Source organism: Chryseobacterium sp. 1B4 (genome assembly GCF_036631475.1).
Lineage (GTDB): Bacteria > Bacteroidota > Bacteroidia > Flavobacteriales > Weeksellaceae > Chryseobacterium.
Genome location: NZ_JAPNUF010000008.1, coordinates 351,880 through 373,674, shown reverse-complemented (window position 1 = coordinate 373,674; position 21,795 = coordinate 351,880). Strand labels below are relative to the sequence as shown.

The following is a 21,795-nucleotide window of genomic DNA, read 5'->3' as shown; positions in this document are numbered from 1 at the left end:
GTTATCATCAAATTCATCTTTTGAAACTCAATTCCGGATTTTTTCTGTTTTTCAATGATGCTGAAATCAGTCAGACAATCGTTATATTTTATACAATAATATTGAGCTCTGCTGGTGGAGGAGGCAATACCATTGTTTCGTCGGTTCCCTGAGATTTCCCACCCATTTCAATGGAAGTGCTTACCCACTTAAAGAAAGTAGCCAGTGTACTGGAATCCGTAGATTCAAGTTTAACAACATTACTGGTAAGTTCCTGCAAAAAACTTATTTCTGCTTCAGGACCGGCAGCACAACCTACAATAACTCCGAAATCAAGCTTTTTAACATCGGGGAGTATTTCTCTGTACTTTTGAATATCAGATGGTTTCCCATCCGTAAAAACAAAGAGTAAAGGCTTCCAGTCCCCTTTATGGATCAGGGAGCCTTTTACTATTTCTTTACTGACAAGATCACACATTATAGCAAGAGCTTCCCCTGTATGCGTGGGGCCGCTGTCCGGACATGTTATTTCTACAGGCTGATAACTTGCAAGATCAATAAGAGGCACAATATTGTTCACTTCACGATTATAAGTGATAACACTTATGTAAAGAGATTCCATTGCTTGCGGATCTGAACGAAGCATACTGATAAGCCCGTTGAAGCCATTATTAAGTGCCTGTATCGGTTCTCCTCTCATTGAGCCGGAAGTATCCAGCAGAAAATAAGCCAATAATCTTCTGTTCATATCTAAGCCACAATTATCAGTTCAGATGGTGGTGGAGGCAGCTGATCTATTCCTGCCAGTTCTACTCCTGTTGTTTCCACTTTGGTTGAAGTGGTTGAAATAGATGCTGTTACCCACTGAAAGAATTTTGAAATACTTTCAGAATCTGCATTATCTAATCTTACTGTAGCTTCGGTAATCTGTTTTAACACAGCATCCTCTGCTCCCTGTCCGGCAGCACATCCTACAATCAGCCCTTTATTGACGGATTTCAGTTTCTGATATCCGGTTTGCCAGTTATCAGTAGGTACACCATCGGTCATGATAAAAGTTAAAGGTTTCCAGTCTCCTTTTTGTTCCGTTGTCGTCTTGATGATTTCTGACTGCATTTTATCTGCTAACAGACTTAGGGCAGCTCCTAATGAAGTTGTACCAGAAGCTTTTAGGTCAAGCATTTGAAAAGAGGCTAGATCGGTTAAAGGAATAATTTGATTGGCCTGGCTGTCAAAAGTAATGATACTTACATAAGCTGTTTCTATTGCCTGAGGATTCTGACGGAGCGAATGAAGCATCATTTGAACTCCATTTTTAACGGCTTCAATGGGCTCACCAGTCATCGAGCCCGAGGTATCCAGAAGTAAGTATACAGGAAGTCTTCTCATAGTTTTTATTGTTTTTTGATTATTATTTAGATCCCGGAGCCCATTTCATTCCCCAACGGTACGTTTTATCACAGTCTGCGTGAGAATTATGAAAGGTTACCAGTTTTTTTACTTGCATAGAATGAGGGGAAAAAAGGATTTCAGCAATAGCACAAAATTTTCTTGAGTCATTTTGTTTACCCATTTCAACCTCTATATCAGGATTTCCTGAAACTTTTATATTGATGATCCCATTCGTTTCATTCCATCTGGCAGCACCATCATAAATAAAACAGTAGATCACAATTCTTTTAAGACTGTTGATGCCAACGGGGTTTACAAGTATGTTTTCACCTGATCCGGCATGAGCGCCACGGTCATCTCCGGTATGCCAGACAAAAGGTGCATCGCTGTACCTTCCTTGCCTGGTAAGTTTATCTCTTGAACCTCCTTTGCCATTGGCAAACTGTAATCCATCGATACAATCTTTCTGTCCATTGTTCAGTTCATAAAAACATCCTAGATCCAGATCAATGCTGCTGTTTCCTCCTAATAGACTTGAGAAAAATCCTTTTTTTGTTGAGGTTGGGACCAGTTGAGATTAATGATAATTTCCTTTTTAGAAATTTCAGGTTTGGTAAGGTCAATAGAATGGATATCTCCCTTTTTTTCAATGGTGATTTTTTGTAGATTAATAGACATGGTTTTTATTTTATAATGTTTCCTTTATAGTACTTTGATAGAAAAAAGGCAAGGTCCTCTCTGTATCCGATGCCGGAAGCTTCAAATTTCCACTGCTCATTCTTTTTGTAAAGGCGTCCGAATTCGATAGCAGTCTCAATAGAAAAGTCTTCACCCAGCTCGTATTTGGCTATTTCCTGTCCGGTAGAATTGTCAACAATTCTGATGTATGAGTTGCGTACCTGTCCGTAGTTCTGTTTTCTTATATCAGCTTCATGAATCGTTACAACAAATAATATCTCAGTGATCCGAGGATCAATTTTTGAAAGATTAACTATGATGGACTCATCATCATCCCCATCACTCGATTTTCCATCAGGGTCATCACCTGTATGTACCAATGCTCCGTCCGGGGATTCTGTGTTTCCATAAAAAATAAAAAAAGGGTCTGAAGGGATAAGCCTCTCTTCGTTGATCATAAAAGCGGATGCATCCAAATCAAAGTCATAACCGGTTCCTTCATTAGGATCCCAGCCCAGGCCAATGGTCATATTATTTAATCCGATATTAATTTTCTGACCTTTTTGTAAATTAATTGCCATATAATCTGTTTAAGTTTTATAATTCAAAGTTTGTCTTTATTGAAAAGTTTTTAACTTTCTGATGTGGTAAAAGTAAATACATCATATTAACAATCATTACGGAAAACCGTAACGATATCATAGGCAGGTAAATTTAGAGTGTATGCAGATTATTCATTTTTCATGATAAGATATATAAGAAAAGCACAATAGGGTATACTATCGTGCTTTTCTTAGGTCAGAATATTAATCTGCAAGGGAGGCTTTACATTACAGATATAGAGTTTATAAAAATAGGTGTAAATGATTTTACAACCCTTTTTTCCCCTCAATCCAATACGCCTGCGATTTTATGCATTTCGGGGATACCCCTCTGGCTTTAAGGAATTTCCTGATCAATGACATTCGTCCTCCGTTTCCGGTAAGGTAAAAATAACTTCATCATCGCTAACAGCTTCTTTTTCTTCTGTCAGAAAATCATTCAGTGCCTCGATCATTCTCATGGTATTGTTTTTAGGACTGTGATAGCCGTACAAATTCAGTTTTTCAAGAGCAGAACCTTCCTCCAGCTCATGAAGGCAGATAAAGACTGAACCACATTCCTCAGTAGCTTCTTTGATGGAGATTGAGCTTCCCAATGATGTTTCATCACCTACAGAAAAATGAATTCTTGCATGAGGGATGTAAAACTGTTTTCCTCTTGGCATCAGCACTTTTATAGAATCTCCTTCACTGAGCCGGGTTACAAAACTGCTTCCCACAGCACCGGCATCATGCAAATGAAACAACACATCGAAAGTTCCGGCCTCCCTGTTGAAGTTGAATGGTGAATAATTCCGGAAATCCCTGTCATTGATCCTTATCCCTATTGCATAACCAGGTTCATAAGGGACATCCTGTAAATCTGTCTCAAAATGTACACGGCGTATATCTTTCGTGATTTTTTCTATACGGTTAACGGTACAGTCTTTAAATTTTGAGGACCAGACACTTTCTACGGTGTCGTTGATCCATTTAGGTAAGCTTGGCATAAGTGATTTTTATTGCAAAGGACGTTGCAAAATCAGAAAATACCGATAGCGGTTTCGGGGAATTAATTGGACTATTCGTGGTTGGGGTTAATGGTTTTGATTCCGGAATTCTGAAGGTGACTGGCTTTCCAGTTTTGAAAATAAACGGCTGAAGTAGGTATGATCACTATACCCAAGCTCATAAGCCACCTCTTTTACGCTCAGATTGGTAAAAACCAGTAATCTTTTGGCTTCAATTAAAATCTCCTGATGAATCCAGTGCTGGGCAGGCTTTCCAGTTACCTCGCGGACTGTTTCTGTTAAATAACCCCTCGTAATATTCAGGAGTTCTGCGTACTCGGATGGACTTTTCAGGGTTTTGAACTTCTTTCTGACCAGAATCCTGAATGCTCTTGATAGTTGTAAAGCACGGCTTTCGTTAGAAACAGGAAAATTATTTTTCTGGGAATACATCATCGTAAACATTCCCAGGAAGGCATTGAGGAAAGACTGAACAATCAGAAAGCCTTCTTTGGCAGACAGCATTTCATGAGTATACGAACCATGAAGCATCCCTGCTGTTGTGCTGATTTTTTCGATAAGTTTCTTATCAACAGACAGAGGTTGTATTTCAACCAGGGATTCATCAAAAAAAGACCGTACGGCATCGGGAACAAGTTCTGCTTTAACAGCGACAAACCATCCGGTTACATCATTCATTAAAAGCCCCTGATGCACCTGCCCGGGCAATACACAGAAAATAGTGGAATCTTTTGCTTCTATGGTTCTGAAATCCACCATCATTCTTACGTGGCCGCTTTCCATACAGGTGAAAATATAATGGCTGTCCCGGTGTATTCCTTTGTCCATGAGAGCTTCTTCAGGCTTCTCATTCCATTTATCCATTCTTTTGATATGGAATCTGTGGTCGGAAATACCACTCAGATCATAAGTGGGAATTGTCTGTTTCATTGCTGAGCCTGTTGTAATGAGGATAATGCGCAACCACAAAATTACGTATTTTCACTGTTTTATGTTCCGGATATTAATCTCAAATTCGCGGTAAATAATGATCATGTTTTTCTTTAGATCAGATTTTATATGAATATACACCGGAATCCGGGACAGAAAGAAACCTGTTCCGGATTTTATTTTGCTTTTGAAAAAGCCATTTTTATAGCCAGATAAGTCAATACACTGGCCATAAACCATTTCTGAACCTTTATCCAGACCGGATTACTGGAAAAGAACAGGGCAACTCTTGCAGCAGTTAATACAATGATAAAGTTAATGCTGAAGCTGATCAGAACCTGAATAACTCCAAGCTCAAGACTCTGCGTGAATACGGAACCATACGCAGGTTTGATGAACTGAGGAAAGAAAGACAAGTAAAAGACGGCTACTTTAGGATTTAATACATTCGTTAAAAAACCTATGGTAAAAAGCTTTTTTGGGCTGTCATGGGCAGTATTTTTATCAACATCAAAAATATTCCTGCTCTTTGGTTTTATAGCCTGACAGGCCAGATATAAAAGGTAAACAGTTCCCACAGCTTTAAGAACGGTGTAAGCCAGCGGAACGGCCAGCAAAACCGCAGTAAGTCCAAAAGATACCATGATAATGTGGAATAAAAATCCACACACTACTCCGGCCAGGGAAATAAACCCGGACTTTTTCCCTTGTGTTATAGACTTTGAAATCAGGTAAATCATATTAGGACCGGGACTGATCACTAAGATCAGTGCAGCCAGGATGAAAAATATAAGTTCGTGAATTGGAATCATAGGTAGTAGTTAAACGGAAGTATCCCCGGCACAAAGATACAGACTGTCTGTGAACCTATATTATAAAAAAGAAATATTAATTTTCACCCAATCAATTTTATTTCCCCGGGATCTTTGATTAATAGGGTTAAGCAGAAAGAAGAGTATCTTCAGTATCCCCTTTCAGGCAATTCCTTCCTCTTTCTCCAAAAGAAATAAGCAACAACAGCAGTCGCAATGGGAAGAGCAATGCCAAATTCATCAATATAATAATTGGTATTTCCGGTATCTGCAGTAAGTGGTGTAAAAATAGACTGTATAAACAGGTTATGGCTGGCATGTAAAATAGCTCCGGTCCATAAACTTCCGGATTTTAACCGCAGCCACGTGAAAATAAAGCAAGATGCGAATATCATCACTGTAAAACATAAAAGAGCCAGCCATTTGGGACCGCCCGTGTTATAATTGGAAAACAGGAGAAGAGGATAATGATAGAGAGACCATATAAGTCCCATCCATAGGGAGGTAACGGTATAAGAATTAATCTTGGCCAGCTGCGGAGTGAGAAGGCCCCGCCAGCCTATTTCCTCACCCAATGCCGAGCCTACGGAACGCACCATCCCAAAGCTGCTCATCAGAATAATGTACAGGATCAAAGTCTGGCCATCAGAAAGACTCCAGCCCATACCTTTACCCGCTTCTGCTATAAACTGATGATTATAAAACCTGCCCGCTCCACTGATCCAGATGATGAGGTAAGGAACCAGGCTGTAAAGAACAGGAATGCAGTAAGCCATGATCTGGTATTTCGTAAGACCCCATTTCCAGCCCAGGGAAGAAACAGGTATTTTCCGGATACGGCAGGTAAGAAGTGCCGCAATGGCAGGACACCACATTACAATAGTAGCGTAAGATATAATTCCGCCACCGAGTTTCCCGGTACGGATACACATATAATAGACCGGAAGACAGAAAAGCAGGGTAAGACACAGGTAAGTGGCAATATTCTTCCTGATTTCGGATTTAGATATTGTATTTTCCATAAACTGATCTGGTGTTGAAGTTTATAAATAGTTGAAAAATAGCAGGTTATTTTTTTAATAAAAGTACACTTATTTCTTATATGAATAATAATTTTAGCACTGTTCAGTTTATAAAAAAGATCTTCTGTTTTTTAATAATGGAAAACTGTAAATTAGCCAAAACAATTTTTTCCGAATTACCTTAGAACATGTCCAGACTAAAAGCCATAAGAGAACAAAAAAATCTGACCCAGGAGGAGCTGTCAGAAAAATCAAAGATTTCTGTAAGGACCATTCAGCGTATAGAATCCGGAACAGAGCCCAAAGGACATACTCTGAGAGCGCTGGCGCAGGTTTTGGAAATAGAAGAATCTGAATTACTGCATACCCGGGCACAATCTATCAATGAAAATACTGAGCTTGAAAAAACAGATGAAGAAAACAAGGATCCCCGGATCAATTATTCTTATATCAAAATCATCAACCTTTCATCACTCATCTTCACACTTTTGCCTCCACTGAATATTTTTGTTCCGCTGATCCTGATGTTTACCCTGAAGCAGAACAACAGTCTGGCAAGACAGATCATTTCGGTGCAGATGATCTGGACGGTAATGGCGCCCATTACCTTCATGCTCGGAATCTTTCTAAAGTTCGGAAAACAGTTTACCCTTGTCCTTATGATCCTGATTGTTCTTTCCAATGTATTTATTATCCTTCGTAATGCTGCCGAAATAGACAGGAATAAAAAACTCTTTTTCAGATTGAAATTCAGTATGATATAACTCCTGTCAGGACTTTGTCGGGTTTTTGTCGGGTTAGTTTTTAATGAAAAATCTGTTAAAAATCTAACCTTTGTCAAAAAAATAATAATGACAAAGTCTTCACAATTGATCCTTCCTTTTTTTATTCTGTTGATGAATGTATTGCATGCACAGGTAGAAAAAACAGATCCTCTTTATAAAACTATTATGTCGAAAGACAGCTTGCTTTTTTCAGCAGGTTATAATAAATGTAATATCGGGCAGATGGAAAGTCTGCTAAACGACAGGTTTGAATTTTACCATGATAAAGGCGGTTCTGCCGACAAAAATAAATTTATCAACGATTTTAAAACCGGATTGTGCAAATCTCCGGAGACCTACCAGCTGAAAAGAGTCCTGGTTGATAAAACCACAGAAATCTATCCCATGTATAAAGACGGAAAGATCTATGCTGCTATTCAGAACGGAGATCACCTGTTTTATGAAAAAGCAGGGAATCAGGCTGAAAAACTAGTGGGAGAAGCAAAATTTACCCATTTGTGGATATTGGAAAATGCTGAGTGGAAGCTTAAGAATTCATTGAGCTTTAACCACCATCCAAAACAAACCACTGATAATGAGGCGATGTTTGATAACGATCAGTCGATGCAGAGCTGGCTGAAAGAAAATAATATTCCTGCTCTGGGATTAGGAATTATAGAAGCAGGAAAGTTGCGGGAGGTAAAAGTTTTTGGTGAAGTTAAAAAAGGTGTTTCAGCGCCTCAAGATGCCTTATTTAATGTGGCATCGCTCACCAAACCTGTAACAGCAATGGTAGCCTTACGCCTTGTAAGTCTTGGCAAATGGAAATTGGATGAACCTCTTGATGTCTATTGGACAGATCCGGATATTGCCAATGATGCGAGACATAAAAAACTGACAACCAGAATTGTTCTCACCCATCAGACAGGATTTCCGAACTGGAGATGGATGAGTGCAGATAAAAAGCTGAACTTCCAGTTTGACCCCGGAACAAAATACCAATACTCAGGAGAAGGTTTCGAATACCTGAGAAAAGCACTGGAAAAGAAATCTGGAAGATCACTGGATCAGCTTGCTACAGAACTCATCTTTCAGCCTCTCAGAATGAATGATACTAATTATATCTGGGATCGGAACACTGATGCATCAAGATTTGTAACAGGATATAATGAAAAAGGAGAGGCTTATCCAATAGAAAAAATTACAAAGGCTAATGCTGCCGATGACCTGCATACCACCATCCGGGATTATGGAAATTTTATGGTAAGCGTCATGAAAGGAAAAAATCTGAAGCCGGAAATATTCCGGGAAATGATAAAAAAACAGGTAAAGGTTAAAGAAAATAAATATTTCGGGCTAGGCTTTGAGATTTATGATCTGGGAAATAATCATTATGCATTATCGCATAGCGGAGCAGACCAGGGAACCCGCTGCATTGCTATCATATTGCCCGATTCAGGAAAGGGAATCGTTATTTTCACCAATGTTGATGACGGGTATAAGGTCTATGAAAAGCTGGTTCTTCATTACCTGGGAGAAGATGGGAAAAAGATTGTAGACATAGAAACCAGATAACTGCCTATACTATAGAAATCTTTGTATATTTAGAGTATTGATCTGAAAATAAGCATGATATCATTAATGTTTTTAGAAAGCAACAGGTATGGGCAGTAATAAAAAGAAAACTATGTGGCAATATTATATCATTCTCGGTGCAGGAATAGCGCTGTTTATTTTTGCATTCTTAAGTTTAAGAAATACGCTTAGGTTCTTAAAAAAAGCAGAAAAGGCAACGGCAACCGTTACCTCACTGCGGATAGATGATTCGGACGGAGAGGTGTATATACCACTCTTTACTTTCCGTACCCGTAATAATGTTGAATATATTTATGAACTTCCGGAAGGCACCAATCCTTCAGCCTGGTCAGTAGGTGAGACGGAGACTGTTATTTATGATCCGGATGATCCTTCTTCTGTAAGTTTATACACCTATTTCAGAATTTTTGCATGGCCTTTAATACTGATCTCAATAGCACTGCCATTACTGGTGATTGGTAGCGGATATTTTATTGCAGAAAAGTTTTTACAGTAATCAGAATTTTTATTTTACCTTTTCAAGAAGATATAATTTAGCACCGGAAAATCCTAATTTGGGCATCAGGTTGCCTTCCAGAACCATTGTTTTACTGTTGACATCAATAACGGAAATATAGTTGTTGGAATTATACTCTATATAGTTTTCTTTTTCCTTCGTTGAAGGATTCTTTCCGAATTCCATAGAATATTTTACCCAATCTTCATCCTGGGTGCTGCAGTGTACCGGCTTGAATTTGGATTTTTTGGTCTTGAAAACAATCTGGTCAAAACCTTCTGTACATTCTGAGGTAAATGATCCGTCAGGATTCTGATCCTTAGAAAAATCCTCAAAAGAACCACGGTAAACACCCACTACTTTCCAGGTGCCGTCCAAACGGTCTTCATCTATTTTTCCTTTGGCCTTACTTACCGCCCAGCTGATTCCGTTAACCGTTCCCTTTACAGCTTTATATCCCAGATTTACAGCTCCGGATACTACTTTTGTTGCCGTTCTTACCACACATGAATTGAGAACCAGTACAGCCGAAGCCAGAAATAGCATTTTTTTCATTTTGTCAAATTTTATCCTGCGAAGATAGTATTTTAAAAAAGACGTTTGTAATTTTTATCAGGAAGAACCAGGAGAATTTGTTTTATTGAATTGGCCTCCTTTATTTCCCGTCAAAATACTTCTTAAGGTCAGAAATATTTCTGATATGGAGCTCTTCAGCCTGTTTTCTGCGCATCATCAGTGCATAAGCATTATTGAATCCCAAAGGCTGCAGCCATTGAATTCCATATTGTTTTTCAAACGCTGCATTCACATAATGGTATGTTTTATCGGGACTTTGGGAAACCGCTCTGATCATCTCTGCTGAAGGTTTTAAAAGAACCAGAAGGCCGGTTCCCGTATATTCAGGGTAAAAATCAATCGCGTCATTCATTAAGGCATCAAAACAGATTTTCGTTCCCCCTAAACCGGTTTTTGTTTCTACTTTATAGCCGGTATATCCTTCAATAAGCATGGTATACATTTCCGCAAGGATATATTGCTCACCAAAGATTTTTGAGCCAATCCGGATGGTTCCCGAATTTCCTTTCCGGGGACTTTTATACAGGTTATTGCTGATGAGGAAATCCTTTGCGATCCTTTCCGGAGTATGGTTGAGGTGATCAGCTCTGTAATTCAGGTCCGTCATGATGGAATCATTGAATTTTCCGGCCAGCAGATTTAAAGTTTTCTCCAGCTCCGGAAATTTTTTCAGTGTTTTTGTTTTGATAATAGGAGCCGCATAATACGGAGGGAATATTTTTTTATCATCATCCAGTACATACAGATCATAAGCTTTGATTCTCCCATCTGTAGAATATCCGCTGATCAGGTCCAGCTCCTTCTCGTAAGCTGCTTTATACATAATCGCATCACTGACTACGAGAGGATTAACATTGAGTCCATATACAGAACGAAGTCCGATATCACCATCCTGCCTTCCCATAAATTCCGGGGTAAAACCGGCTTTAATGGTCCGGTGTGACACAGAAGTCAGAAGATAGCCTGTTCCCAGAACAATAAGGCTCACAGGAAGAATATATTTCAGCTTCTGAAAAATCTGTAGCCTGATTTCTGGATCATCGCAATGATCTGATCCAGTACAACGGCCAGTAATGCTGCCGGAATGGCTCCGGCAAGAATCATATTCGTATTGTTGAGCGAAATCCCTCCGAAGATAAATTCTCCCAGACCACCTGCTGCCACAAAAGAAGCCAGGGTAGCTACCCCCACATTAATAACCGCTGCAGTCCTGATACCTGCAATAATCACCGGCATTGCCAGTGGGAGTTTCACCTTAAAAAGAAGCTGTCTTCTGTTCATTCCCATGGCTTTTGCCGACTCAATCACTGCAGGATCCACTCCCGTAATTCCTGTATAGGTATTCCGGATAATCGGAAGAAGCGCATAGATCAGTAAAGCCGCAATGGCCGGTTTCGGACCAATGCCGAAAACAGGAATCATAAATCCCAGCAGGGCAATACTTGGAATGGTCTGTAAAATACCGGCAGCGCCCAATACCGGGCTGGAAAGTTTCTTTTTCCTGGATATCAGTATGCCTAAAGGGACTCCGATCATAATGGCCAGAAGCAGCGACAAAAAGGTAAGCCCAAGATGCTGAATGATCTGGGCGGTCAGTTTTTCATGCTGGTCAGCAATAAATTGCCAGAGACTCTGCTGCTGTGTCATACCATCTGTGATTTTTTATAATGATTAAACGCTTTCACCACTTCTTCATAAACTTCAGTGTTTTGATGATCAGAACTCAGCTGCTGTAAAACATCCCAGACACTTGTATTGTCTGTACTGTCCGGTCTGTAGTATGAATTTTCAGGAGTAAGAAACGGACTGATATGATGCAGAGCCGCGACTTTATATTCTAACAGTAGCCGGTTTTCAGCAAAAAAATCACGGACAAAATGCGTGGCGGGCTGGTAAAGCATTTCCCTGGGAGTGCCGGTCTGTATGATTTTCCCGTGATCCATCAGACATATCCTGTGCCCCAGTTCAAAAGCTTCCTGCACATCATGGGTAACCAGGATAATGGTTTTACTTTTAAGTTCTTCCAGCGATTTGAATTCGGAATGAATATCAGCTTTGGTAATATTATCAAGTGCTCCGAAAGGTTCATCCATCAGCAAAACAGGGCTGTCTGCAATCAGTGCCCTTGCAATGCCCACCCGTTGTTGCTGCCCGCCGCTTAGCTCATAAGGAAAGCGGGACAGAACCTCTTCAGAAAGATGAAGTTTTGCCAGAAGCTCATGCGTTCTTCTTTCCGTTTTCTTTTTGTCCCATTTCAGAAGTTCAGGAACTACAGCAATATTCTGCTGAATCGTATAATGGGGAAATAACCCGGAATGCTGCATCACAAAGCCTATTCCCATCCTCAAATCCTCGGGTTTCTGATCCCTGATGTTTTTACCGTCAATGAAAATGTTCCCTGAATCTGCTTCTATGAGACGGTTAATCATCTTAAGTGTTGTGGTTTTCCCGCACCCGCTCGTGCCCAAAAGGACAAGGATTTCCTGATCAGATGCCTGAAAAGAAATATGATCTACTGCTTTTTTTCCGTTAAAACTCTTTGAGACTGATTCTACTGTGATCATGAATAAAAAATTACCGGGCAAGCCTGATTCCTGTGAACTGCCATTTTAAATTCGGCTGAAAAAAATTACGGTAGGTCTTTCTGCTGTGTCCCGGAGGCGTCGCTTCTGATGCTCCCCTTAAAACCATCTGATTCACCATGAATTTTCCATTGTATTCACCTACAGCTCCTGCTTCTTTCTTAAAATGTGGATAAGGCAGATAAGCAGAATTCGTCCATTCCCAGCGTGTTCCCCAGTCAAAATAATCTGAAGCAACTTCCCATTCTGCTTCAGTAGGAAGACGCATTCCTTTCCAGGAGGCAAAAGCAGAGGCTTCGTAGAAATTGATATGGCACAGCGGGGCATCGGGATCTGTTTCCTGTAGTCCGTTGAGCGTATAATACATCCACTTGCCTTCAATATAATGCCAGTATAGCGGGGATTTTGCAGAATTCTGTTTCACCCAGTCCCACCCTTCAGCATGCCAGTGCCTGAAATCTTCATACCCGCCGGCCTCCATGAATTCTAAATATTCCCTGTTGGTCACCAGCTGACTGGCAATTTCAAAGTCTGTCAGATATACTTTATGCCTTCCCAGCTCATTATCAAAACAGAACCTCTCTCCTTTAAAACCGATTTCATACACTCCTTCAGAAAAGCTGAGCATTCCGGTAGTTTTTGAATTGTTTTGTACGGATTTTTCTTCTGTATAAACCGGGAAAAGCGGGTTATGCCCTAAAATATACTTAATATCAGTGATTAATAATTCCTGATGCTGCTGTTCATGGTTAAGTCCCAGGTCCAGAAGGGGTTCAACAGCTTCTGTCAGGAATGAACTTTCAAGAAAAGCCTTCATATGTTCATCTACGTACTTTCTGTATTGGTATACATCTGAAACAGAAGGACGGCTGAGGTTTCCGCGGTCCGTCCGGATTACCCTTGCCCCAATAGTCTCGTAATAGCTGTTAAAAACAAAATTATACTGAGGGTCAAACACTTTGTAATCAGGAAAATGAGGGATAAGGATAAAGGTCTCGAAAAACCAGGTAGTATGACCAAGGTGCCACTTCGGCGGGCTTACATCAACAATAGGCTGTACTACATAATCTTCAATTTCCAGTGGGGCACAGATTTCCTCAGAACGTGTGCGGACATCCATATACTTTTTCGTAATATCTTTTGTGGTGGTCTCTGGTGTCATGTCTTTTAGTTTTAATGATTGGTTTTAAATGAAAGAAGCATGATTTATTTTCACTTTGCAGATGCTGTGCAGTCTTTTTTTATTGTACCTGCCAGATCACATCCACAAACCATTTTTTAGAATCTCTGATCTCTCCGGTTATGGAAAATCCCGATTTTTCCCCCAGCTCCCTGATCTTTTCAGGAGAAAATTTCTGTGAAATTTCCATATCGATAAGCTCATTTTCTTCAAATGAAATCCTCGTATTACCAATCGTTACCTGCTGGCTGATAAGGCTTACCAGAAAACTTCTGCAGGCTCCCGAGACGGGGTCATAAGTCTGGTAATGCTGAAATTGTTTCAGATCAAAATTACCGCCAAGTTCATTGTTGATACGGCTCAGGAGATTAAGATTAAAGGCTGCGGTAATCCCTTCCTCATCATTATAGGCATTCAGAATAATATGCGGATTTTTCTTCAGGTCAAATCCTGCCAGTACACGGTCTTTGGAAGAAAGACTTTTGTTCAGGTGCACGCAGAAATCTTCAGCTTCTTCCAGGGTCATATTCCCGATATTGCTTCCGAGGAATAAAACCACTTTTCTCCGGGTGGACAATGCAGCTGCTTTTTGGAGCATTCCAAAATAATCACCTTCCAGACAGGTAATTTTCATGTCAGGTAAACGGTTGCTCAGTTTTTCATGAAGTATGGAAAGAATATTTCCTGAGATATCAATCGGCATATAGGTGAAATCAACCCCCTTACTGATCAGCCGCTCAAGCAGATAGGCTGATTTCATCGCGTCTCCCGCTCCTAATTCAATCAAGTCAAAAGATTCGTTTCCGGGAATAAGGAGCTCAATAAGCTCATCTGTTTTATTTTGGAAAATATCCAGTTCGCAACGGGTCAGATAATAAGCAGGCATAGCCATGATTTTCTGAAAAAGATGATCACCGGTTTTATCGTAAAAATATTTTGAAGATAATTTTTTAGGAGTACTCTGCAGTCCGCTCAAAACATCTGAACGAAATATATCTGCAGCATTTTTTTCAGTCTCAGCGTGTGAATCTAACTGTACATTCATAAATCTTATTTTGTGTGGTTTTGTAGATCACTGCAATTATCCTGCCTTTTACAGCATGAAAATTCTTTGCCTTTATCTAATTAAATATAAACAATTTTACTTTTAATAGCATGATTTTCATGATGTTTTTATCAGATGTGGTATTTTTAGCTCGTTATTCAATCAAATAAGCCCGAGTTTAGACATAAGTCAAACAGATTTACAAAGGCCTGTTATTCCTATCATTATCATTGATTCCGTGCAGGATTTCACCACCTTCCAGAGACATTTCAATAGCCTGGTTACTATACATGACCATTTGTTTTTCATAGTCTGCAACAGCTTCCGGAATACTGTTTTTACCTGTCAAATAACTGGTCAGAAGGGAAGCATCTGTAAAGGCTGTATTGGCTCCGACTCCTCCTGCGGGGCTCATCGTATGAACGGCGTCCCCCAGTGCGGTAATATTTCCGGATTTCCACGGTTCCTTTGGTAAAGAAGACCGGATAGGAGTTACGGATAAAGAAGACCTGTCTGCATGCTGAAATAATGCTTTAAGCTGGGGATGCCACTGATGGGTCACTTTATGAACAGCATTTAAAATCTCTTCTGCGGAATGGCTGTAGAAATCGGATTTTACCATTCCAAAAGCCTGAGGGTTGCCTATGAATGCCCAATAAAAATAATCGGAGAACGGGCTGAGAAGATCCCAGGCTGGTTCTTTCCCGGAAAAATCAAAAGACATAAAATCTGTAATTAAAGAAAACCGGTCACCGATAATCACTGAAGTACCTTCCTGTAATTCCTCGGCAATAGCATGCCGGGCTTCTTCAGAATAAAAAGTTCTCCCATAGATGGTAATATTCCCGGTATTGATTTTTCTGTCTCTGCAATACTCCTTTCCGATTCCGGAGTGGACACCGTCAGCAGCTACTACCAAATCTGCAGTGTAGGTGGAGCTGTCTGAAAATGTAAGTTCCACTTCACCGCTTTCTGTTTCCTGCCAGTCTGTGAGTTCTTTTCCAAAACAGATATTGTCCTGTATGCCCTGAAGCAGAATTTCACGCAATGTCAGGCGGTTGGGTTTCAGGTCAGGCATTTCTTTCACTCCGTCACTCCAGGATTCTACAAGGGGGTTTTGAGATCTTTCAAGAGTTGTTGTTAAAACCTTCATTCCGCTGTAGCTTGCCGCACAGGTAGCCAGGAACAGCCTGTACAAATTTCCGGGAAGGCATTCCTCTAAGGCTTTTCTGCCGGGCTCATTCACCCTGATTCTGTATCCTTGTGAACGGGCGTTTATTGCAGCATCTTTTTCAAATACGGTGCATGGGATTCCATTCTTTTTTAATCCTTGAGCAAGGCACAGACCTCCCAGTCCGGCTCCTATAACAGCAATACGTTTGCTTTTTAATTGTTGTACCATCATAATTGTTGGTCAATCTTTTTATTGTTTCTGATGATTGACGGGACAAAATTAAAGTGTGGAGACAGGACATACGAGAGCTATTTAATGGTGATGATGGGACAAATCATGGTTTTCGGCTCTGAACTGTAAAGCGGTCATTCCTGTTCCTTTTTTAAAGAACCGTGAAAAATAAACAGGATCATCATAGCCCAGCTCAAAGGCAATCTGCTTTACATCCATATGGGTGTAAAACAGCAGGCGGCGGGCTTCCCACAGAATTTTCTGATGTATCCAGAAGCTGGCAGGATATCCGGTAACATCTTTTACGGCTTCATTCAGATAGAGTGGAGTAATATTTAGGAAATCTGCATATTGCTTTACCTGTTTGACAGTTTTGAAGTGATCTGTGATCAGCTTTTTAAACTGCCTTGTAATCGAATACCTTTGGCCTCGGTGCTGAAAATTTTCGGTTTCTGTTCCTGAAATTCTTGAAATAATGATTCCAGCTGCAGATTCAGCCAAAGACCTTGTGATGGAAGGAATATACAGCGCCGGATCCTTTTCTGCTTTTTCAAACAGGGGAGGCAGGTCAAAAATAATGTCATTTTCCGTAACGGCCGAAGACTGGCGGAGCCATTGGCAGAGGTCCAGGATTTCACGGTAAGATTCAGGAATAAGTTCAGCTTCTATGAATAAAAACCATCCCTCATTGTCTTTCTGGTGAATGTACTGATGAATTTGCCCCGGACCGGCAAAACATAAGGAAGGACCTTTTAAATCTATCCTGTTAAAATCTATTTCCATCACAAAGTTTCCTTTCTGCTGAAGAATAAACATATAATGATCATCCCTGTGAATTTCAGCCTGTTTCTCATGAAAGATTGATAAAGGCATCACCCGGACAGCTGAATCTTCCAGTTGATTGTGATGGGAAGGAGTTACTTTTTTCATATGACTTACGAAGATACGTGATAAATGATAAATGATGGTTGATGGTTGATGGTTGATGGTTGATGGTGGTGATTGATGCTTGATGATTGATGTGTAGCCAGATATCTTATGTATGCTGCTGTCTGTTTTAACGTCCGAAAATCAGGATTCACCGCTTAATATGACCTGTTCAAAGTTTTTGTACTTCGTTCCGGGGCTGCTTTATTATAATTTTACCCTCATAAAACATCACAATTATGAATACTACATTGAACTTCAGTAAAAAAATAAGATCCGCTTTATCCCTGATCATTTTGATAGGGACAGGATTATGGACACTGAAAGCACAGGCTCCTTCCACTGGTGAAAATGATCAGGAAAGTGCAGCGGTCAGATCAGCTTTTCAGAATACAAAGAAAGTCAGGGCCGGGCTGCTGGATGTTGGATATGCAGAAGCAGGACCCGCAAACGGAAAACCTGTTATCCTTCTTCACGGATGGCCATATGACATCCATAGCTTTGAACAGTCTTCTGCCATACTTGCTGAAAAAGGGTACCGTGTTCTGGTACCTTATTTAAGAGGGTACGGGACAACAACCTTTGTTTCACCCGATACAAAACGCAACGGCCAGCAGAGTGCTGTGGCATTGGATATCATTGCTTTTATGGATGCGCTGAAAATTGACAAGGCCATTATCGGCGGTTTCGACTGGGGTGCCAGAACTGCAGATATTATGGCGGCATTGTGGCCTGAGCGCTGTTCCGGACTGGTGGCAGTAAGCGGATATCTGATAGGAAGTCCAAAGGCAAACGAAAAGCCTCTGCCTCCAAATGCTGAGCTTTTATGGTGGTATCAGTATTATTTTTCAACTGAAAGAGGGTATAAAGGGTATAAAGCCAATACCGCGGCTTTCAATAAGCTGATATGGAAAACAGCTTCACCCAAATGGACTTTTGACGACCAGACCTACGAACGTTCTGCAGCAGCATTTGATAATCCTGACCATGTTGATATCGTGATCCACAATTACCGCTGGCGCCTGGGATTGGCGAAAGGGGAGAAGCAATACGATGCGCTTGAAGCCAGACTGGCAAAGTCTCCATCTATCACAGTCCCCACAGTTACCCTGGAAGGTGATGCCAACGGTGCTGCGTTTCCTGCTCCGGAAAGTTATGCTTCAAAATATGCAGGTAAATATGCACACCATACGTTAACAGGAGGAATTGGGCATAATTTACCGCAGGAAGCTCCAAAAGCATTTGCAGATGCGATCATAGAAGTAGATGCTATGTCACAGGCCAGATAAAACCTGACGGATTTAGAAAAACCACTGCTCAATGCAGTGGTTTCTATTTTATTTATCTTATCAAAAATGTTATCCCTGAAAATCCTTTTCAGTCTTCAGCTTATTAACCAGAGGATTAGCATACATGGCCAGGAAATATTCCCTGGAAACAGGATCCGACGGATCAATACGCATTTCAAGCCTGCGGACAAATAATTGTTTTTCCTGTTCCGTATATTCGGAAGCGTAGGTATTGGTATTGTGAAGGAGGTCGTAAGCGATGTATTTGGTAGGCCAAAGCTTATAATGACTGATAATGGAGCGGTCAATCACCTGGGCAATTGCCTGTAGCTGCTTATTTTTATTGTCAATAGTAGCAGCAATTTCATCCAGTTCCGTATCAAGTACATCACCGGCATGAAGGTGAATACGTTTCTTCTGTCCCAGAATTCCGCTCAGGATATTGGTAAAATCTTCATTTTTCCCCTTGATGTATTCCTCATCCCTGTGCTGGGCCAGCAGCTGGGGCATCTTTAAAGAATCTGTAGGATCATATTCATAGGAGATAGAGACCGGAACAATCTTTAAGGTTTTAAAATAATCCGTCAAAGACTGGTCACCGGCTGCCATAGCCAGCATTTTCAAAACCCCTGCTGGGTAGAATCGTTACCGTCTTTGGTACGGCCTTCACGCTGGGCAATCCATACGGAACGATTTTCATTATACAGCTGTTCCCTGATATATTCGGACATCGTCTGTGAACTGGTGAGCTGCTCACGAAGAGGAAGGCCTCTTTGTACCAGGAAGTTCCGGTTCAGCTTAGCGAGTACGTTTAAAAACTTCTTGCGGACTAGATTATCTCCGATCGCCGAAGCGGTCATAATATAACCACCCTCCAGCAAGACCAGGTTAAGCAGTGAAGTATCCAGAACAATATCCCTGTGGTTCGAGACGAAAAGGTAAGGGGTGTTTTTATCCAGCTTATCGAAGCCCGAAGTCGTTAAGCCGTCGGAGCTCTTCGCAAGGATCTGCCGAACGGCAAACGCCACAAACTGATGCTGGAAATCGCTGATAGAATGAACATTTTTGAACTGCTCCAGCCAAACCTGCTCATCTGTATCAGGAAAAGTAAAATTCATCAGTGCTTTCATCATGGGATCACGGGCTATGCTCTGTAATCTCTCATTCACTTCCTGATCATAGAAATACCGGATTTCATCAAACTTAGACATGCGGTTGGGTAAAAATTAAAACTTTTTGCAAAAGAACGAAAATTTATCCGGGGATTGGGTATAATGGGTGTTAAAGTATTATGAGGGGCGTAGGAGTTGGGTGAAATAAACGTATTTATAACAAAGCGATCTATGTGTGCGTTCACTTTATAAAAGAAACTATGCCTGGAGCAAATAAGAAACTACGCACGCACAAATACACACTCACCTTGTCATTCCGCAGGAATCTCGACTCTTATTTTATCATTATTTATTATCAGAAAGCTTCTGTGTCCGGATTCCTGCGGAATGACAAACGTTGTGGATAGGCTAGGAGAACAGTGGGTATTATGCCTGAATCAGATAAGAACTATGCACGCACAAATACACACTCACCTTGTCATTCCGCAGGAATCTAAACTGTTATTTTATCATTATTTATTATCAGAAAGCTTCTGTGTCCGGATTCCTGCGGAATGACAAACGTTGTGGATAGGCTAGGAGAATGGTTGATATTATGTCTGGAGCAAATAAGAAACTATACATTCACACATAAGCGCCCACCTTGTCATTCCGCAGGAATCTAAACTGTCATTATCACCACGCATTAAGAAAAACTTTCTGTGTTTGGATTCCTGCGGAATGACAAACGTTGTGGATAGGCTAGGCGAATGGTTGATATTATGTCTGGAGTAAATAAGAAACTACACATTCACACGTAAGCACCCACCTTGTCATTCCGCAGGAATCTAAACTGTTATTTTATCATTATTTATTATCAGAAAGCTTCTGTGTCCGGATTCCTGCGGAATGACAAACGTTGTGGATAGTCTAAGTGAGTAGTTGGTATTATGTATGGAGCAAATAAGACTTTCTTAATCTGACGATATACAATTTTGTCATTCATTTGAATTCCGTATCAAAGCCAATTCTCAAACAAGTAATTCAAAAATTCTAAATTAGGATTTGTGCTCCTTATCAATTCAAGTTTCTTAATTCTTGACCAGTTTTTAATTTCCTTTTCTCTTTCAATGGCATGATGAATCCAATCGTATTTTTCGTAATAAATTAGAAATTCAAGATTGTATCTTGCGGTGAAGCTACCTGGATTTAACTTTGTTTTATGTTGATACAATCTCCTGTGGAGGTTCCCTGTAACACCAGTATAAAGTACTTTTCTGCTTTTATTGGTAAGAATATAGATATAGTAGGTATGGCTTCCTTTTGAAAACTTAATCATTTATGTTTGTTTTACAAAAGTTACAAAAATATCCTACTTGTGTTGCAATAATCTAAACACTTATTTTACTATTACTTATGTCTGGAGCAAATAAGCGACTATACATCAACACTTATGCGTCCACCTTGTCATTCCGCAGGAATCTAAACTGTTATTTTATCATTATTTTATCAGAAAGCTTCTGTGTCCGGATTCCTGCGGAATGACAAACGTTGTGGGTATGCTTGGCGAGCAATTTGTATTATGCCTGAATCAGATAAGAACTATGCACGCACAAATACGCGTCCACCTTGTCATTCCGTAAGAATCTCGACTCTTATTTTATCATTATTTATTATCAGAAAGCTTCTGTGTCCGGATTCCTGCGGAATGACAAACGTTGTGGATAGGCTAGGCGAATGGTTGATATTATGTCTGGAGTAAATAAGAAACTATACATTCACACGTAAGCGCCCACCTTGTCATTCCGTAGGAATCTAAACTGTCATTATCATCCCGCATTAAGAAAAACTTTCTGTGTCTGGATTCCTACGGAATGACAAACGTTGCGGAATGACAAACGTTGTGGGTATGCTTGGCGAGCAGTTTGTATTATGTCTGGAGCAAATAAGAAACTACGCACGCACAAATACACACTCACCTTGTCATTCCGCAGGAATCTAAACTGTTATTTTATCATTATTTATTATCAGAAAGCTTCTGTGTCTGGATTCCTGCGGAATGACAAACGTTGTGGGTATGCTTGGCGAGCAGTTGGTATTATGCCTGAATCAGATAAGAAACTATGCACGCACAAATACGCGCCCACCTTGTCATTCCGCAGGAATCTAAACTGTCATTATCATCCCGCATTAAGAAAAACTTTCTGTGTCTGGATTCCTGCGGAATGACAAACGTTACGGAATGACAAACGTTGTGGATAGGCTAGGAGAATGGTTGATATTATGCCTGAATCAGATAAGAAACTATGCACGCACAAATACGCGCCCACCTTGTCATTCCGCAGGAATCTAAACTGTCATTATCACCACGCATTAAGAAAAACTTTCTGTGTTTGGATTCCTACGGAATGACAAACGT

The 21,795-nt window shown here is 40.4% G+C and carries 22 protein-coding genes and 1 pseudogene; 4 read left to right on the top strand and 19 right to left on the bottom strand.

Translation table 11 applies throughout. From position 1 onward, the window contains the following. Window positions 1-88 precede the first annotated feature (88 nt). The 9 genes from OWR28_RS17980 to OWR28_RS17940 form a co-directional block, all read right to left on the bottom strand. Window positions 89-727 (bottom strand): vWA domain-containing protein, encoded by a 639-nt coding sequence (locus OWR28_RS17980; RefSeq protein WP_332387864.1) that lies wholly within the window; start codon window positions 725-727, stop codon window positions 89-91. Window positions 728-729: 2 nt separating this feature from the next. Continuing rightward, window positions 730-1,368, bottom strand: a complete 639-nt coding sequence (locus tag OWR28_RS17975) for a vWA domain-containing protein (protein WP_332387863.1) — start codon at window positions 1,366-1,368, stop codon at window positions 730-732. Window positions 1,369-1,390: 22 nt separating this feature from the next. Further along, window positions 1,391-1,651, bottom strand: a complete 261-nt coding sequence (locus tag OWR28_RS17970) for a hypothetical protein (protein ID WP_332387862.1) — start codon at window positions 1,649-1,651, stop codon at window positions 1,391-1,393. Window positions 1,652-1,683: 32 nt separating this feature from the next. Further along, window positions 1,684-1,845 carry a hypothetical protein gene (locus OWR28_RS17965; RefSeq protein ID WP_332387861.1) on the bottom strand — a complete coding sequence of 54 codons (162 nt, stop codon included), beginning with the start codon at window positions 1,843-1,845 and terminating at the stop codon, window positions 1,684-1,686. Window positions 1,846-2,054: 209 nt separating this feature from the next. Next, entirely contained in the window at window positions 2,055-2,630 is a 576-nt protein-coding gene (locus OWR28_RS17960; protein ID WP_332387860.1) for a TerD family protein, read from the bottom strand. Between the two features lie 374 nt (window positions 2,631-3,004). Further along, window positions 3,005-3,640, bottom strand: coding sequence for an FAD-binding oxidoreductase (locus tag OWR28_RS17955; protein ID WP_332387859.1), 636 nt, complete (start codon window positions 3,638-3,640; stop codon window positions 3,005-3,007). Window positions 3,641-3,727: 87 nt separating this feature from the next. Then, a complete protein-coding gene (locus OWR28_RS17950; RefSeq protein WP_332387858.1) occupies window positions 3,728-4,591 on the bottom strand; it encodes a helix-turn-helix domain-containing protein in 864 nt (287 codons plus the stop codon). A 176-nt stretch (window positions 4,592-4,767) separates the two neighbouring features. Continuing rightward, on the bottom strand, window positions 4,768-5,403 hold the full coding sequence (locus OWR28_RS17945; RefSeq protein ID WP_332387857.1) for a LysE family translocator: 636 nt from the start codon (window positions 5,401-5,403) through the stop codon (window positions 4,768-4,770). Window positions 5,404-5,552: 149 nt separating this feature from the next. Continuing rightward, window positions 5,553-6,425, bottom strand: a complete 873-nt coding sequence (locus OWR28_RS17940) for a type II CAAX endopeptidase family protein (RefSeq protein ID WP_332387856.1) — start codon at window positions 6,423-6,425, stop codon at window positions 5,553-5,555. Window positions 6,426-6,613: 188 nt separating this feature from the next. On the opposite strand from OWR28_RS17940, the gene OWR28_RS17935 reads away from it, so the two are divergent. From OWR28_RS17935 to OWR28_RS17925, 3 genes are all read left to right on the top strand, one after another. Beyond that, the gene (locus OWR28_RS17935) at window positions 6,614-7,189 is read left to right on the top strand and encodes a helix-turn-helix domain-containing protein (protein WP_332387855.1); all 576 of its coding nucleotides are present in this window, start codon (window positions 6,614-6,616) and stop codon (window positions 7,187-7,189) included. An 87-nt stretch (window positions 7,190-7,276) separates the two neighbouring features. Continuing rightward, a complete protein-coding gene (locus tag OWR28_RS17930; RefSeq protein ID WP_332387854.1) occupies window positions 7,277-8,764 on the top strand; it encodes a serine hydrolase domain-containing protein in 1,488 nt (495 codons plus the stop codon). Between the two features lie 88 nt (window positions 8,765-8,852). Continuing rightward, window positions 8,853-9,281, top strand: coding sequence for a DUF3592 domain-containing protein (locus OWR28_RS17925; protein ID WP_332387852.1), 429 nt, complete (start codon window positions 8,853-8,855; stop codon window positions 9,279-9,281). A gap of 9 nt (window positions 9,282-9,290) precedes the next feature. Here the strand turns inward: OWR28_RS17925 and OWR28_RS17920 are convergent, their stop codons facing one another. The 8 genes from OWR28_RS17920 to OWR28_RS17885 form a co-directional block, all read right to left on the bottom strand. Beyond that, window positions 9,291-9,836 (bottom strand): hypothetical protein, encoded by a 546-nt coding sequence (locus OWR28_RS17920; RefSeq protein ID WP_332387851.1) that lies wholly within the window; start codon window positions 9,834-9,836, stop codon window positions 9,291-9,293. Between the two features lie 100 nt (window positions 9,837-9,936). Beyond that, the gene (locus tag OWR28_RS17915) at window positions 9,937-10,845 is read right to left on the bottom strand and encodes a glycine betaine ABC transporter substrate-binding protein (RefSeq protein WP_332387850.1); all 909 of its coding nucleotides are present in this window, start codon (window positions 10,843-10,845) and stop codon (window positions 9,937-9,939) included. Window positions 10,846-10,859: 14 nt separating this feature from the next. Continuing rightward, on the bottom strand, window positions 10,860-11,504 hold the full coding sequence (locus tag OWR28_RS17910) for an ABC transporter permease (RefSeq protein WP_332387849.1): 645 nt from the start codon (window positions 11,502-11,504) through the stop codon (window positions 10,860-10,862). Further along, entirely contained in the window at window positions 11,501-12,421 is a 921-nt protein-coding gene (locus OWR28_RS17905; RefSeq protein ID WP_332387848.1) for an ABC transporter ATP-binding protein, read from the bottom strand. Before OWR28_RS17905 ends, OWR28_RS17910 begins: the two co-directional genes overlap by 4 nt. A gap of 10 nt (window positions 12,422-12,431) precedes the next feature. After that, on the bottom strand, window positions 12,432-13,601 hold the full coding sequence (egtB, locus tag OWR28_RS17900; protein ID WP_332387847.1) for an ergothioneine biosynthesis protein EgtB: 1,170 nt from the start codon (window positions 13,599-13,601) through the stop codon (window positions 12,432-12,434). 79 nt (window positions 13,602-13,680) lie between these two features. Next, window positions 13,681-14,664: an L-histidine N(alpha)-methyltransferase gene (locus OWR28_RS17895; RefSeq protein ID WP_332387846.1), complete on the bottom strand. Its 984-nt coding sequence runs from the start codon at window positions 14,662-14,664 to the stop codon at window positions 13,681-13,683. A gap of 199 nt (window positions 14,665-14,863) precedes the next feature. Continuing rightward, window positions 14,864-16,069: an NAD(P)/FAD-dependent oxidoreductase gene (locus tag OWR28_RS17890; protein ID WP_332387845.1), complete on the bottom strand. Its 1,206-nt coding sequence runs from the start codon at window positions 16,067-16,069 to the stop codon at window positions 14,864-14,866. Window positions 16,070-16,150: 81 nt separating this feature from the next. Beyond that, window positions 16,151-16,999: a helix-turn-helix domain-containing protein gene (locus tag OWR28_RS17885; RefSeq protein WP_332387844.1), complete on the bottom strand. Its 849-nt coding sequence runs from the start codon at window positions 16,997-16,999 to the stop codon at window positions 16,151-16,153. Window positions 17,000-17,235: 236 nt separating this feature from the next. On the opposite strand from OWR28_RS17885, the gene OWR28_RS17880 reads away from it, so the two are divergent. Beyond that, window positions 17,236-18,285: an alpha/beta hydrolase gene (locus tag OWR28_RS17880; RefSeq protein ID WP_332387843.1), complete on the top strand. Its 1,050-nt coding sequence runs from the start codon at window positions 17,236-17,238 to the stop codon at window positions 18,283-18,285. Between the two features lie 69 nt (window positions 18,286-18,354). On the opposite strand, the pseudogene OWR28_RS17875 reads toward OWR28_RS17880, so the two are convergent. Both OWR28_RS17875 and OWR28_RS17870 read right to left on the bottom strand, forming a co-directional pair. Next, a pseudogene (locus OWR28_RS17875) lies at window positions 18,355-19,496 on the bottom strand (1-acyl-sn-glycerol-3-phosphate acyltransferase). Between the two features lie 898 nt (window positions 19,497-20,394). After that, window positions 20,395-20,715, bottom strand: coding sequence for a GIY-YIG nuclease family protein (locus OWR28_RS17870; protein ID WP_332387841.1), 321 nt, complete (start codon window positions 20,713-20,715; stop codon window positions 20,395-20,397). Window positions 20,716-21,795: the final 1,080 nt, after the last annotated feature.